The organism is Acinetobacter sp. SwsAc2 (genome assembly GCF_013391465.1).
GTDB lineage: Bacteria > Pseudomonadota > Gammaproteobacteria > Pseudomonadales > Moraxellaceae > Acinetobacter > Acinetobacter johnsonii.
The window spans coordinates 57048-71835 of sequence record NZ_JACBEZ010000001.1 but is presented as its reverse complement, the minus strand read 5'-3'; the positions used below and the strand labels follow the sequence as shown (position 1 = coordinate 71835).

13 protein-coding genes are annotated in these 14788 nt (G+C 44.5%); 4 read left to right on the top strand and 9 right to left on the bottom strand.

Features of this window, described 5'->3' with window-relative positions:
* Nucleotides 1-5: 5 nt before the first annotated feature.
* The 7 genes from urtD to HYI04_RS00305 form a co-directional block, all read right to left on the bottom strand.
* On the bottom strand, nt 6-824 hold the full coding sequence (gene urtD, locus HYI04_RS00335; protein ID WP_094148413.1) for an urea ABC transporter ATP-binding protein UrtD: 819 nt from the start codon (nt 822-824) through the stop codon (nt 6-8).
* A complete protein-coding gene (urtC, locus tag HYI04_RS00330; protein ID WP_094148414.1) occupies nt 821-1894 on the bottom strand; it encodes an urea ABC transporter permease subunit UrtC in 1074 nt (357 codons plus the stop codon). The genes urtD and urtC overlap by 4 nt, the downstream gene beginning before the upstream one ends.
* Nucleotides 1895-1898: 4 nt before the next feature.
* The gene (urtB, locus tag HYI04_RS00325) at nt 1899-3530 is read right to left on the bottom strand and encodes an urea ABC transporter permease subunit UrtB (RefSeq protein WP_178895743.1); all 1632 of its coding nucleotides are present in this window, start codon (nt 3528-3530) and stop codon (nt 1899-1901) included.
* Between the two features lie 95 nt (nt 3531-3625).
* Nucleotides 3626-4909, bottom strand: a complete 1284-nt coding sequence (urtA, locus tag HYI04_RS00320) for an urea ABC transporter substrate-binding protein (RefSeq protein WP_178895742.1) — start codon at nt 4907-4909, stop codon at nt 3626-3628.
* A gap of 398 nt (nt 4910-5307) precedes the next feature.
* Nucleotides 5308-5709, bottom strand: coding sequence for a hypothetical protein (locus HYI04_RS00315; RefSeq protein WP_078388292.1), 402 nt, complete (start codon nt 5707-5709; stop codon nt 5308-5310).
* 76 nt (nt 5710-5785) lie between these two features.
* Nucleotides 5786-7666, bottom strand: coding sequence for a DNA topoisomerase IV subunit B (gene parE / locus HYI04_RS00310; RefSeq protein WP_130235480.1), 1881 nt, complete (start codon nt 7664-7666; stop codon nt 5786-5788).
* 14 nt (nt 7667-7680) lie between these two features.
* Nucleotides 7681-8256, bottom strand: a complete 576-nt coding sequence (locus tag HYI04_RS00305) for a YqiA/YcfP family alpha/beta fold hydrolase (RefSeq protein ID WP_178895741.1) — start codon at nt 8254-8256, stop codon at nt 7681-7683.
* Between the two features lie 240 nt (nt 8257-8496).
* Here HYI04_RS00305 and HYI04_RS00300 point away from each other — a divergent pair, with 240 nt between their 5' ends.
* On the top strand, nt 8497-9828 hold the full coding sequence (locus HYI04_RS00300; RefSeq protein ID WP_078388291.1) for a hypothetical protein: 1332 nt from the start codon (nt 8497-8499) through the stop codon (nt 9826-9828).
* A gap of 56 nt (nt 9829-9884) precedes the next feature.
* On the opposite strand, the gene HYI04_RS00295 is transcribed toward HYI04_RS00300, so the two are convergent.
* Nucleotides 9885-10400 carry a disulfide bond formation protein B gene (locus HYI04_RS00295; protein ID WP_114837384.1) on the bottom strand — a complete coding sequence of 172 codons (516 nt, stop codon included), beginning with the start codon at nt 10398-10400 and terminating at the stop codon, nt 9885-9887.
* Nucleotides 10401-10419: 19 nt separating this feature from the next.
* A complete protein-coding gene (gene gshA, locus HYI04_RS00290; protein ID WP_004691780.1) occupies nt 10420-11997 on the bottom strand; it encodes a glutamate--cysteine ligase in 1578 nt (525 codons plus the stop codon).
* 225 nt (nt 11998-12222) lie between these two features.
* On the opposite strand from gshA, the gene HYI04_RS00285 reads away from it, so the two are divergent.
* Genes HYI04_RS00285 through HYI04_RS00275 form a run of 3 tightly spaced genes read left to right on the top strand, consistent with a single transcriptional unit; the run spans nt 12223 to nt 14694 of the window.
* A complete protein-coding gene (locus HYI04_RS00285) occupies nt 12223-12762 on the top strand; it encodes a DUF924 family protein (RefSeq protein WP_178895740.1) in 540 nt (179 codons plus the stop codon).
* Nucleotides 12763-12800: 38 nt separating this feature from the next.
* A complete protein-coding gene (locus HYI04_RS00280; protein ID WP_178895739.1) occupies nt 12801-13370 on the top strand; it encodes a hypothetical protein in 570 nt (189 codons plus the stop codon).
* A 16-nt stretch (nt 13371-13386) separates the two neighbouring features.
* A complete protein-coding gene (locus HYI04_RS00275; protein WP_178895738.1) occupies nt 13387-14694 on the top strand; it encodes a DUF445 domain-containing protein in 1308 nt (435 codons plus the stop codon).
* Nucleotides 14695-14788: the final 94 nt, after the last annotated feature.

Below are 14788 nucleotides of genomic sequence, written 5' to 3'. Positions count from 1 at the left end.
GCTCCTTAACGTCCTAAATATTTCTCAATTACATCCTCATTGGCCTGTACCTCAGCCAATGTACCTTCGGCTAAGATCGCCCCTTGAGCCAGTACCGTCACTTTTTCACTGATGGTGTCGATAAAGCTCATGTCATGTTCAACCACCACCAAGGTGTGATTTTTCTTCAGCTCTAAACATAGCTCAGCGGTTCGTTCCGTTTCGGCATCGGTCATACCGGCCACGGGTTCATCAAGTAGAATCAGCTTAGGGCGTTGCATAAGCAACATGCCGATTTCCAACCATTGCTTTTGTCCATGCGACAACAGCCCCGCAGGTTTATGTACCCATTGTTCTAGGCGAATTTGCGCCAATGACTCATCTAAAGCTAGCTGTGCGTCCGGATCTAGTTTGCTAAAAAAGCTTTTCTTCACCCGCTTATCTTTTGGTGCAGCGAGTAGTAGGTTTTCCATCACGCTAAAGTTTTCAAATACCGTTGGTTTTTGAAATTTACGCCCAATGCCTGCTTCCGCAATTTGCTCGGTACTCATCTTGGCCAAATCATAGTTTTGCCCAAAAAAAGCAGAGCCTTCTGTCGGTCGGGTTTTCCCCGTAATCACATCCATTAGTGTGGTTTTACCTGCACCATTGGGCCCAATGATGCAGCGTAGCTCCCCTTCTTGGATGTATAGCGATAAATCATTTAAGGCTCGAAAAGCATCAAACCAAACACTAACTTTTTCCAAGTACAGTGCAATCCCATGACTGAAGTCGGCGCCTTGTTCTTTGGGACGTCCATAGCCGTCTGAAGCATGGCCACCATGAGGTTGTATTAGCTCACTCATTCGCTACGCTCCTTTTTAAAACGGTCAAACAGACCAATGACACCTTTGGGTAAGAAAATGGTGACCACAATAAATAAAGCACCCAAGATTAATAACCATGCTTCTGGATAAGCCACGGTGAAATAGGTTTTTACGCCATTAATTAACCCTGCTCCCAAAATTGGGCCAATCAAAGTCCCGCGCCCACCCGCAGCCACCCATACCGCCATTTCAATCGAATTGACGGGGTTCATTTCACTCGGGTTAATAATGCCAGCCTGAGGCACATACAAGGCTCCTGCAATACCTGCAATTACTGCGGACAGCACCCATGCAGAAAGCTTGTACCACAGCGTGCGGTAGCCCAAGTACTGCAAGCGGTTTTCACTATCCCGAATCGCCCCCAACACACGACCGTAGGGTTTATTCATGAGATGACGCAGACCTACAAAGCACAGCATCAACACCAAAGCCGTTAAGGAACATAAGGTGGCACGCATGGGAGCAGAAGTGATGTCCATGCCTAAAATAGTCTTAAAGCCAGTAAATCCATTGTTTCCGCCAAAGCCTGTTTCATTGCGGAAAAATAACAATGCCGCAGCAAATGTCATCGCCTGTGTAATAATCGAGAAATACACGCCTTTAATTTTGGAACGAAAGGCAAAGAAACCAAAGATGAAGGCAACCATACCAGGCACCAACACCACCAAGGCCAAAGCCCATAAGAAATGATTGCTGCCCACCCAATACCATGGCAGTTCAGTCCAGCTTAAAAACCGCATAAAGTCAGGCAGGCTATCACCTGCCGTCTGGCGCATCAGATACATACCAAACGCGTAGCCACCAAGGGCAAAGTACAAGCCATGGCCTAGGCTTAAAATGCCTGCATAACCCCAAACCAAGTCTAGCGCCAAAGCCACCAGAGCCAAACACATGATTTTGCCAATCAAGGTGACCCAATACGCAGAGAGATGAAAGGCTGAATCTACTGGTAACAAATGTAACCAAGGCAGGATCAACATCACCGCAAAGCAGACCGCAATAGCGAGCGCACTATAAGGTTTATCGGAAAATAAAGAAGTGATTTTCATGCGCTTACTCCACAAAACGGCCTTTGATGGCAAACAAACCTTGTGGACGTTTTTGAATAAACAAAATCACAAGAACCAGTAGAATAATTTTTGCAAGAACAGCCCCCATCCCAATTTCAAGGACTGTACCGCTGATCCCTAAACCAAGCGCCGCCAGAACAGCTCCCCAAACTTGCCCGACACCACCCACCACAACAACCAAGAAAGCATCGATAATATAGTTCTGACCCAAATCAGGCCCAACATTGCCCACTTGCGCTAAGGCACAGCCCGCTAGACCAGCTAGCCCAGAACCCAGCCCAAAGGCCAACATATCGATACGGCTAGAGCGGATACCGACAGCACGTGCCATTTGACGGTTTTGTGTCACTGCACGAACAAACAGACCAAAGCGAGTTTTATTAAGCAGGTAAACCAACAGCAGTAGCACCGCAACCGTAAACACAATAATGGCAATCCGGTTATACGGCAGCATTAAACTTGGACTCAGCGCAATACCGCCCGATAACCAAGAAATATTCGAGACTTCAACATTTTGTGCGCCAAAAATCATCCGCACCAATTGCATCAAAATCAGACTGACCCCAAAAGTGGCCAACAAGGTTTCAAGCTGACGACCATACAGTGGACGAATTACCGTCCGTTCAATCAACATGCCAATTAAGGCGCTCACTAAAAAGGCTGCAGGAATAGCTGCTATTAAATACCAATCGACATAACTGCCTAAATAAGTCTTAAACAGGCTTTGCACCACATAGGTGGTATAGGCCCCAATCATAATCAACTCACCATGCGCCATATTAATCACACCAAGCAGGCCATAGGTGATGGCCAAACCGAGCGCTGCTAGCAGTAAAATACTGGCCGTACTGAAACCTGAAAACACATGTCCAGCCCATTCACTGGCTTGGATCCGGGTTTTAATCTGACTTTTGGCATCCACCAACACAGTTTTGAGTTCTGGGTTCAAATTTGATTGAGTTAAAGCCTGCTCAACCAGTGCCAGCACATCGGGACGGTTGGAATCTGTAAGGACTTTAGCAGCCTGAATTTGGACTAAAACATCTGGACTTTCAAAGTCGAGGCGCGCTTTGAGCTGTGCCAAGCGCTGTTTAACTTTATTATTTTGTTCATGCAGATAGAGCTGATTAATCTGCGCAACATTCAGTTCAGACAGATTATTTTCTAAAATATCAATGGCTGCTAAACGTTGGGCAGATTCTTCAGATTTTAATTTGGCCTGTGCCTGTCCAAAGTTTAAGGCTTTACGTAAGGTGTTGACCAAAGTTACCTGAGACAAATCCCCTGGCCAAGTTTCAATTACTTGCTCATCGGGATAACGTAATAATTTTTCATTATTTTTTAAGATATACGTCGTGCCTGCACTGTCTTTGTATAACTCATCATTTTCAATAAATGCAACGAGACGATCAAACTCTTCAATCGTGCCCGGCCACTGGTTCAGCATGGCACGACGCTCTGCAAATTCTGCTTTAACAAAACGTTGAATGGCATCATTAGATGCTGATGCACTTTGTGTAGGAGAAGCGGGTTCAGTATTTTCAGCCCAAACACTGTTACTCATGAGCTGTGCCATTGAGCAGAGTATCGCGACACAAAAAATCTTTGGATTCATAAAATATTCCCTTAAGGTTGCTTAAAAAGTCCCGTATCGGGATGTTTTTATTTAAGAGCCCACAGCCGAAGCTATAGGCTCAGTACTTAAGACAATTATTTAGGAATGTATGGGCTCCAAGGCTCTGCTTTAATCACACTCGGTGTTTTGTAGACCACATCAAACTGACCATCTGCGCGAATCTCACCAATCATGACTGGTTTATGTAAGTGATGGTTTTCTGCATCCATTTTTAAGGTGTAGCCAGAAGGTGCTTTGAACTCTTGGCCTGCCATCGCAACGCGAACTTTATCAACATCGGTACTGCCTGCTTTTTCAACCGCTTGTTTCCACATATTAATGCCCACATAGGTGGCTTCCATCGGATCATTGGTCACGATTTTGTCAGCATTCGGCAACTTATACTGCACCGCATACTGCTTCATTTTATTGACAAATTCGGTGTTGGTCGGGTTTTTCACCGACATGAAATAGTTCCATGCAGCCAAATGTCCAACCAATGGTTTGGTATCAATACCACGGAGTTCTTCTTCACCCACAGAGAAAGCCATGACTGGAATATCTGAAGCTTTAATGCCTTGGTTACCCAGCTCACGATAGAACGGCACATTAGAATCGCCATTGATGGTTGAAATGACCGCGGTTTTCTTACCCGCAGCAAATTTCTTCACATTACCAACTATGGTTTGATAGTTACTATGACCGAAGGGTGTGTACTCTTCCATGATGTCCGCATCGGCCACACCTTTCGACTTCAAGAACGCACGTAAAATTTTATTGGTGGTGCGTGGGTAGACATAGTCCGTACCGAGTAGAACAAAACGCTCTGCTTTACCGCCCTCTTCGCTCATCAAATATTCCACCGCAGGAATCGCTTGTTGGTTCGGTGCGGCTCCTGTATAGAAAATATTTTTCGACTGCTCCTGCCCTTCATACTGCACGGGATAGAACAACAAACCATTCAACTCTTCTACCACAGGTAACACTGACTTACGCGATACCGATGTCCATGAACCAAAAATCACCGCGACTTTATCTTGGGTAATAAGTTGACGTGCTTTTTCAGCAAATAAAGGCCAATCAGATGCTGGATCGACTACGACAGGTTCTAACTTTTTGCCCAGTACCCCACCGTTGGCATTAATTTCATTGATGGTCATCAATGCCGTGTCTTTGAGAGAGGTTTCAGAAATTGCCATGGTGCCTGAGAGCGAGTGCAAAATTCCGACTTTGATCGTGTCACCACTGCTCACTGCCGCTGTTGGCTCAGACGTTGCTGTTTCCGCTTTCTCCGCAGGTTTTGAACAACCTGTCAAAGCAATAGTCCCCATCATTGCAGTTGCAAGGAATGTTTTCGTGAGTAATTTTTGTTGGAACATCTTGATTTTCTCCAAACTTGAAACTTAGGGTGCATTTTGCAATGCATGATTGTTATTCGCGCTATAAGTGCCAATTCAATTTCTATGCCAAGCAGGGTTTTATGATGTGAAAATCATTATCAAATTTTTAATTATTTTAATATTTATCAATTATTTATTAATTTTTAAATGCACTGTATTTTAGATAGATTTTCGCTCAGATGACTACTTTTCTGCATACAAACTTGTATACATCATGTGTTCCAAATCAATTCATTTCGCCTAATTCAGTCGATTGATCTGGAAAATTGTGCACAGATTAGGCGCAATTTTATTGCTCATCTGCGCAGCAAAAAGCCCGCAATGTACGGGCTTTTTATTTTTAGATTAAAAGTGTTCAAATAACACAATTTATGCATTTAATGCAGAATCATATGCCTAGGTTGATTTAGTGATGTGTAATCTTCAAACCAATAATGTGGATCATTACCTTTCGTATATTTAACATTTTGTTCTTTATAATTTCCTTTAAACTTTTCAGCAAGGGTAACGTGTATTGAGCCTTGTTCAGGATAATCACAATGTGCATCACTGATTCGATTACCTAGTGCTAACTCATTGTCTAAAATTTTTTTCATCTCAGAATTTAATAAATTGGCATAATACAAAATTCTTTTTTTCCATTCGACACGCCCTGCTAAGCTTAAGGCATGTAGTGTTTCATCATCCACATCAGCTTCACGCATTTCCTGTAATTCTTCTTCATTCATGCCCATATCATTTCGTATATTTTCCGCTAAATGTTTTTCTTGATATTCCATTTTTATTCTCTTAAAGCCCATTTAGTTTTTAGTCATCATAATATATAAGCCCACTTTACGCAGGCTTATCAATATATTAAACCACCAATTCGGCCAAGTTACCTTTCTGCTCTAACCATTCTTTACGGTCACTGGAGCGTTTTTTTGCCAGTAATTTGTCCAATAAACCTGCGGTGAAGTGACTATCATCCAAATCTAACTGCACCAAACGGCGTGTGTTTGGATCCAGCGTGGTTTCACGCAGTTGACTGGCATTCATTTCACCCAAACCTTTAAAGCGAGTAATTTGCGGGTTCTTGGTTTTGCATTTTTTCAACATGCTTTCGAGCTCGTCATCGTCCAAGGCATAGTGCACATCTTTTGCATCATCAATTCGATACAGCGGTGGCATCGCCACATACAGATGTCCTTCTTCAACCAAGATTGGAAAATGTTTCACAAACAAAGCACACAGCAGCGTCGCAATGTGTAGACCATCCGAGTCAGCATCGGCCAAGATACAGATCTTGCCATAACGTAATTCGGATAAATCATCCGACCCCGGATCGACCCCGATCGCAATGGCAATATTATGCACTTCTTGCGAAGCCAAGACTTCATCAGAAGAGACTTCCCACGTATTTAAGATTTTCCCACGAATGGGCATGATCGCTTGGAAGTTTTTATCACGTGCCTGCTTGGCTGAACCACCGGCAGAATCCCCTTCTACAATGAACAGTTCAGACTCTTCTAAGGTATGCCCAACACAGTCTGACAATTTTCCGGGTAAAGTCGGACCTGCCACAATTTTCTTACGTTCAACTTTTTTCGCAGCTTTCAGACGACGACCTGCTTTCGAGATCGCCATTTCTGCCAACTGCATGGCAATATCGGAGTTTTGGTTCAACCACAGTGCAAAAGCATCTTTCGCAATGTTCTGGACAATCCCCGACGCTTCACGACTGGATAAACGCTCTTTGGTTTGGCCTGAAAACTGTGGCTCTTGGAACTTCAACGACAAAATATAGTTCACACCATCCCAAACGTCTTCAGCCGACAGCTTCATATTACGTGGCAGCAAATTACGCAGTTCACAAAACTCGCGCATCGCATCAGTCACACCTGAGCGTAGGCCATTCACATGGGTTCCGCCCTGCGCCGTTGGAATCAAGTTCACATAACTTTCTTGAACCAATTCGCCGCCATCGACATTCCAACAAATAGCAAATTCGGCACTGGCACGCTCAGCATCTCCTGTTGCCACAAAGGCTGGATGAGGCAGAATCTCACGATCCTCAATTTCATCCATCAAATAATCGACGAGGCCATTTTCAAACTGCCAAACGATTTTTTCGTCATTGATTTGGTCGACATAATTGATTTGCAAACCGGCAGCCAAAACGGCTTTGGCTTTTAAGTTGTGCTTCAGCGCTTTCAGAGCAAATTTCGGTGAATCAAAATATTTGGCTTCAGGCCAAAAGTGAACGGTGGTCCCTGTCGCACGCTTCGGAGCTTTACCTTCTAGCACCGTCAAGGGTGCAGTCGGTTCACCCTGCTCAAAGGCCATTTGGTAAAGGTTGCCTTGACGCTGAACTTCTACTTCGACTCGGCTAGATAAAGCATTCACCACGGAAATGCCTACGCCATGCAAACCACCTGAGAACTGGTAGTTGTCGGTACTGAATTTACCACCAGCATGCAGCTTGGTCAGGATGATCTCGATCCCGCTTTGACCATATTCGGGGTGAATATCGACAGGCATGCCACGACCATTGTCTTCGACTGAGAGCGAACCATCTTTATAAACGGTGACGGTAATTTTGTTGGCATGACCAGCCAGTGCCTCATCGACTGCATTATCAATAACCTCTTGCGCCAAATGGTTTGGGCGTGTGGTATCGGTATACATGCCGGGACGACGACGTACCGGATCTAAACCAGATAATACTTCAAGCGATTGAGCCGTATATTGAGACACGTTGTACTGTTTCCTTATTTTAAGCAGTCCGATAAAAACTGTAATGCCATCGGTATTTTGTCTGCGAAATCTTCCATCGCATGATTGCCTTGCGTTTCCGAGATCACAAGCGCTGCGCCATTATAATAGCGCTGTGCTTCACGATAATCCAAAACTTCATCGCCTTGTTGCAATAACACTAAAATTTTGTCTGCATCTTGCACAAATGGCAGCTCAATCTGCTCTAAATAGTCCAATTGCGCATCATCGAGCGTCCAATGTTCATTGACTCTATAGGGCAGTTGCGTCGCACCAAATAGATCTCGGAACAAATGCCATGGTTGCATAGCTGGATTGATCAGCACAGCCGGCACTGCCAACTTCGCGACCAGTTGTGTCGCATAAAATCCACCTAAACTGCTGCCCACCAGTACCACCTGATCCAACTCCTGAATCAAGGCGGCCAATTTTTCTAAGGCCAAATGTGGCGGCATGTTTAAGTCTGGCAAATGCACGTGCCAGTGTGGATGAGATTCGCAATAGCGTTTCAGCAATTGACCTTTAATCGATAAAGAACTGCTTTGAAAGCCATGTAAATAAATAATATTCATGCTGTACATTTACTCTTCTACATCATTTTTATTGAACTCAAAAGAGATGGCATCAGCCGACTGTATTATTTTGTATGGATATAAAAATTGTCAGACAAAAAAATAAGGTCATCTGTGTATTCATCGCTATTGTAAAAGTTGTTCGAGATGAATTAGATAAGCTAGAGTGCTAAGAATTTATACCGTGATCGTTGAAAAAAATAAAGTCCCTTTGGACACAGAAGCACAAGGGTAGAAAAAATGCCAAGTTTAACGCCTCTGCACGAGACCTATTGTAAATGGGATCGTACTCCTCCCAGCCAAGCCGACCTGCTTGAAGGGATTGCTCAGTTGGTGACAACCCGCTTAGGCGATGTCGTCCACGATTTAATTCAGGCCATTCAACGGGAAATTTTAATCAGTATATTTGGGATGAATGAAACCAGTTCCAAGAAGTTTCTGTCGACACGGTCAATTGAAGAAATTTACCAGTTTTCCTTCAATACCTTGCAAAACTACGGTAGCTATTTATTGGCGCCAAGTTTGCGTCATATCATTGAAAAATTTCCAAATTTGCATCGCAAACCCTTAACCCCAACCATGCATTATTTAGTCGGTGCAATCAATGGTGTTTTGGGTGACTATTTACTGAAATATCATAACCCTGTAGCGCTACCGATGGTGTTTTATGATCATTACGGTGCCATCCAGCAAGGCGAGTTGTCTGGTCGCGTGGTAATTATGGTCCATGGTCTATGTATGAACCATTTGTACTGGAGCACGGCGCGTTATGGCGGTATAGGGGAAAAGCTGCTGGCGCAACGCGCGCAAAATACCATGCTATATCTCAACTACAACACGGGTCGTCGTATTTCAGCCAATGGGCGTAGCTTTGCCAACTCACTACAAGACTTACTCAACCGCAACCCACGGATTAGCTCAATTGATCTGATTGGACACAGTATGGGCGGACTGGTTTCGCGCAGTGCGCTGTTCTACGGCAAACAAAATATGCAAAGCTGGATTCATGTGGTGGAAAACATGGTCTGTATTGGTTCTCCGCATCATGGTGCGGCTTTAGAACGTTTTGGCTTTCATTTGCAGGACAAATTGGGACGTTTCCCTTTTGTCAAAATTATTGGGCATATCGTCAACATTCGCAGCAACGGTATTTTAGACTTACGTCATGGCAGTGTGCGGGATGATGACTGGGAACATAATGAAGCGCGTATTGGTCATGTTGATGACAACCGTAAACCTGCTCCATTGCCCTCTCATATCAATACCTTCTTGGTGGCAGGTACCATTGAGTTTGAACATCGCAAATATCGTGCGCTCAATGTGATTGGGGATTATTTGGTCAGTGTGAAAAGTGCCTTAGGCGAGCATATGAATCCACGCTTTCAACTGAAAGTCCCCGATTCACATAAAGCCATTTTCTATGGCTTAAACCATTTTGAGCTACACACCCATGCCAGTGTTGCCGAACAAATCGTCAATTGGTTCTATCCAAATCCAACTGAAACGGAATATGGTCAAGTGCATGAATATATGATCGGGTTGGATGACTTAGAGGGCATTGCGCTCACCTAGGCCCCCTCATTCACCTCATAAAAAAGCCAACATCACGTTGGCTTTTTTTATCTTTATTATTTTTTCTTCGCGTGGCTTGGATATGTACGCAACAGTTGCCACAGGCTAATCAACGCCAGTGCCACAAAAAACACCAAAGACCACACAGGTAAAGACTGACCCAAGAAAGTCCAATCTACCAGTGCACATTCACCTGAACCTGTTAAAACTTGCTCAAACACAGCACGCAGCGGCAACGTGTCTAACCAATAATCCAAACCTGGGCCACAGCTCGGCACTTGATCAGGTGGTAAGCTCTGTAACCAAACGTGACGTGCTGCCACACCTGCGGACCATAAGATCGAGAGGCTGCCTAAAAACGCATAAAAGCGTTTAAAACCATTCGATGCTGGGTTATGCAAAAAAGCAATCAGCGAAATAATCCCCAGTCCAATCAGTCCCACACGTTGGAACACACAGAGTGGACATGGGTTTAACTGTAGCGGGCCGTGCTCTAAATACAAGGCAAAGGCCATCCCAATGATACTGGCTAAAACCAAAACACCACTCACGAAGCGATAACTCCATTGCATGGTCAATCCTCTTAATTTTTTATCTAAATTGTGCAAGGTACTGTTCAAAACTCAGTTGACTGTCTTGCTCTAATTGCTGTTGTTGTTGCAGTGATTGCGTGGCTAAATCGTCAAAATAAGCCCATGTCTCTGCACTCAACTGATGACGCTCATAACTCGATGCATGTTGTGCGGCCATTTGGCTACCAAAGCCCCATGTCCCACCCGCTTCCAGAGTATCTTCGATCATCTGCGCCGACAAAGTATCATCAACTTCAGCGACTCTCTGTTGCATGACTGTCATCGCTTTGCTATAGAGTGTGGTGCCATAGCACTGATCTAACAACACAACCAGTTCTTGCATCGCCTCTAAATGAGACTGACTCCATGCTTCAATTGGGAACGATTGCTCACCCACAGTAATTGCAGCATTCGGTGCACGACCACGATTGACCACTTCCGCTTGGTTTTTCTCGATTTGATCTTGCTCTGCAGGTAATAAATCTGGGCTATCCAGCAGTAAGCAATACAGCGCCAGCACTTCTAAGAAACCTGCGGTATCTTCATTGATCCCAATTGGGCTATATGGGTTCACATCCACCGCACGCAGTTCTACATAACCGACACCACGATTGCTCAGCGCTTGTGATGGCGTTTCACCTGCTTGCGGTACTTGCTTTGGACGCACCAAACTGTAGTACTCATTTTCAATTTGCAGGACATGATCATTAATTTGAATCGGTTCGCCCTGCGCATCATTGAGGCCTAAGCGACTAAACGGCGCATAAGCGGTTTTGACTGCCTTTTGTAGGCCTTCGAGATAACCGTCGATATTGTTGTAATGAATCCCGAGCTGCTTTTGTGCTGAGTTTTGATAACCAAAACGTCCCATTCGCAAAGCAGTCGCATACGGTAAATACAAGGTCCCGCGCAGCAATGGCAACAGATGATGTTCACGCCCTGTCATAAAACACTGGCAGACCGATGGACTTGCTCCGACCAAAAACATGACCAACGGCGTAAGGCGAATAAAGTTGCGGATCAATCCAAAATAGCGGTGACTACGATAGTCTTGTGCAGATAAGGCTTTTAGTGCCTCATCTGTTTCATGTTGTTGTAATTGTTCAAACAGTTGATCTGGAAAAGATAAGTTATAGTGTAAACCTGAAATGGTTTGCATACGACGACCATAACGTACCCCTAAACCATGACGGTATAAGGTCTTGAACTTCCCGATATTTGAGCTGCCATATTGGGCTAAGCGAATTTTATCGTCATTGTCATCCAACATACATGGCATCGACAGCGGCCAGAGCTTTTCACCATGTTCCAAATGACGATGCGCCACGCTATGAATGTCTTTTAAATAATGCAACGCCTCGGTAATGCTGGGCTGGGGCGGTGTAATAAATTCTAATAAAGCTTCCGAATAATCCGTCGTAATATGCGGATGGGTCAGCGCAGAACCCAAAGCTTGAGGGTGGTCGGCTTGTGATAAAAAGCCATCACTTTGCATGCGCAAACTTTCACGCTCAATCCCGCGTAACATCCCTTGCAAAAGTGATGAATTGACCCAAGTCGGTAACACAGCTGTAGATTTAGATGCGGGTTGACCCATTACAATCTCACTTTTTGGAAGAAACAATTACAACGACGAATAAAATAAAATCATCAGTTTATATCAGTATAACGTGATTTTAATTCGGCACATTACACCCAGTCCTATTTTCAAGTAAACCATCTGTTCTATTTTTTCGGAAAATATTTATCACAAAGTTACGCTATTAGACATGTCAAAAGTGTGATTGTATTGAAGAATAAATGCTAAAGAATTGTAAACTTTATGAATTATCACGAAATTTTAGATTTTTGGTTCGATCCCAAAAACCAAAGGTGGTGGTTTAGCCAAAATGATGCGTTCGATGCACTCATCGAAGAAAAATTTAAGACAATTCATCAACAAGCTGCGCATGCTGAGCTATGGTCTTGGCGCAGTAGTGCTGAAGGACGTTTGGCTGAAATTATTGTGCTCGACCAACTGTCGAGAAACCTGTATCGAAACAGTCCTTTGGCCTTTGCTCAGGACGCCTTGGCCTTGGCTTTAGCACAAGAAGCCATCACGCTAAAACTAGATGCAGCACTGCCACCCATACAACGCAGTTTTTTATATATGCCCTTTATGCATAGTGAATCGAAACTTATTCATCAATATGCTTTAAAATTGTTCGAAGACTTAGGCAATCCGATTAACCTCAATTTTGAACAGCGTCACAAAGTGATTATCGATCGTTTTGGACGCTATCCGCATCGGAACCAAGTCCTTGGCCGCAACTCAAGCCAAGAAGAACTGGATTTTTTGACTCAGCCCAACAGCCATTTTTAACTGTTCGGCTTCTCCCTCTGTGCTAAGGAGTCTATCTCATGAAGAAAATTTTAATCGCCTGTGCACTGGCGACGGGTCTGAGTTTAGTAGGCTGTGCCTCTACCCCCTCAAAGCCCTTAACCTTCGACCAGTTAGGTCGGTTTAGTAATACGCCATTAAACACCTCGACTTATCGCATCAGCTTCCAAGCTCGCCCAAATATGAGCTATGGCACGGCTGAAGAAATTACCCTAGTCAAAGCCGCGCAAACCACAGTGCAAAATGGTTACAGCTTTTTTAAAGTACTGAATGACCCGAGCAACCAAAACCAACCACCCCGACAAGCCCTGGTGTATTCAAACCCAATGCCTTACTACCCATATGGTTATTATTCTCGCCATCCAGCCTTTTGGCCTGATCCGTTCTACGATGTACCACGTGTAGTCGACATTGATCCTGTGCAAGTGTCATATAGCATTCAATGCTTTAAAGACCAAAAATCGGCACCAAGCGATGCCTTTGATGCCACGCTGATTTTAAAATCGCTGGGTGGAAAATACGGTTTGAGCCCAACCGGTGAAGTGCTCCCACCGCCTGAACCGAGTAGCCCCGCGTCGACCAGCAAATAAAGCATAGAGCCTGCCTATGAATGAACCTCAAGCCGTCCCATCGAGTCTGAAACGCAGTAAACGCTTTGCCACCATCGCCCTAATCACGGCAGTGGTGACATGGCTGCTGCTGATGGTCGTTGCCAAGTTTGTCCCCACAGACAAAGTCTGGATCATTCATATTTTAATGTTATCCGCAGAAGCAGGTGTAGTCGGCGGCTTGGCTGACTGGTATGCCATTACTGTGCTGTTCCGTAATCCCTTTGGGAAAATGCCAATTCCAAAGTTTTTACGCGATCACACCGAAATTATTCCTCGTAACAAAGACCGTATTGCAGAGTCTATGGGCCGCTTTGTACAAGAAAACTTTCTTTCTCCACAAGTGGTGGAAAAAAGCCTGCAAAGTACCGACCTGTCTTTGGCGGTTGGCCAATGGCTTGCCAACCCACAAAACAATCTGCAAGTCACCCAAGTCATTCAACAAACGGTGCCTAAAGTCTTTGAATTTGTGGGCCAAGAACAAATCGGACGCTTTATTCAAAGTAACAGCGTGCAGTGGGTGCGCAACACTCAAGTCAATCATTTGGCCAGTGAAATGCTGCGTGCAGTGCTGGAAAATGATTTCCATCAAGATGTATTACAACGCGGACTCGACTTGGCGCATGATTGGATGACCCAACATCCTGAACAAAGTCGTGAGTTGACCCGAACCTTGTTCAAAGAACTCGGGGTTTGGAAGCTGGCCAAAGGGGCCAGTTGGATTGGCATCGATGTGCAGCAAAGAACCATCGACTCACTCATTCAACGAGTCGAATCGATGTTGGCCGATCCTGAGCATCCGTGGCGTCAAAAGATTGAAGCGATAGGGCACGCGCTCATGCTCGAACTGGCAGACACAGACAGTAAAGCCAGCCAGCGTTTAAACCAAACCAAAGATGCCCTGCTAGATAGCCCACAAGTGCTGAATTTTATTAGCGGTGCAGTGGTCATTTTATGTGATGCCATTAAACAAGACCTACAAAAACCAGACTCTGGCATTGCTCACAACATCCGTGTATCCATTCAACAAATCGGGGAAAACATCATCTCCAATCAAGCCGTCAGAGACTTGCTTAATCAACGCCTCAGCGGCATTGCGGTCAATCTCAGTGACCAATACAGCGAAAAAGTCATTCGTTTTATCAGTGAACGTATTCACGAATGGGACTCCAGTGTAATGATTGATAAGATCGAAAATGAAGTCGGTGGCGACTTGCATATGATTCGGGTCAATGGTGTAGTGGTCGGTGCATTTATTGGCTTAGCACTGGGGATTATTCGCGCGGCAGTTGAACTGCTCTTATAAAAGCAATCCACAAAAATGCATACTTTACCCCTGCCCTACATGCAAAATTTGCATAAGTAAAAGGGGATGAATATGCTATTTTGGGCTGATATTT

Bases quoted from the DNA above. Each gene is read 5' to 3' on its own strand.
- urtD (WP_094148413.1), bottom strand. From the start codon at position 824: ATGAGTGAGCTAATACAACCTCATGGTGGCCATGCTTCAGACGGCTAT.
- urtC (WP_094148414.1), bottom strand. From the start codon at position 1,894: ATGAAAATCACTTCTTTATTTTCCGATAAACCTTATAGTGCGCTCGCT.
- urtB (WP_178895743.1), bottom strand. From the start codon at position 3,530: ATGAATCCAAAGATTTTTTGTGTCGCGATACTCTGCTCAATGGCACAG.
- urtA (WP_178895742.1), bottom strand. From the start codon at position 4,909: ATGTTCCAACAAAAATTACTCACGAAAACATTCCTTGCAACTGCAATG.
- HYI04_RS00315 (WP_078388292.1), bottom strand. From the start codon at position 5,709: ATGGAATATCAAGAAAAACATTTAGCGGAAAATATACGAAATGATATG.
- HYI04_RS00305 (WP_178895741.1), bottom strand. From the start codon at position 8,256: ATGAATATTATTTATTTACATGGCTTTCAAAGCAGTTCTTTATCGATT.
- HYI04_RS00300 (WP_078388291.1), top strand. From the start codon at position 8,497: ATGCCAAGTTTAACGCCTCTGCACGAGACCTATTGTAAATGGGATCGT.
- HYI04_RS00295 (WP_114837384.1), bottom strand. From the start codon at position 10,400: ATGCAATGGAGTTATCGCTTCGTGAGTGGTGTTTTGGTTTTAGCCAGT.
- gshA (WP_004691780.1), bottom strand. From the start codon at position 11,997: ATGGGTCAACCCGCATCTAAATCTACAGCTGTGTTACCGACTTGGGTC.
- HYI04_RS00285 (WP_178895740.1), top strand. From the start codon at position 12,223: ATGAATTATCACGAAATTTTAGATTTTTGGTTCGATCCCAAAAACCAA.
- HYI04_RS00280 (WP_178895739.1), top strand. From the start codon at position 12,801: ATGAAGAAAATTTTAATCGCCTGTGCACTGGCGACGGGTCTGAGTTTA.
- HYI04_RS00275 (WP_178895738.1), top strand. From the start codon at position 13,387: ATGAATGAACCTCAAGCCGTCCCATCGAGTCTGAAACGCAGTAAACGC.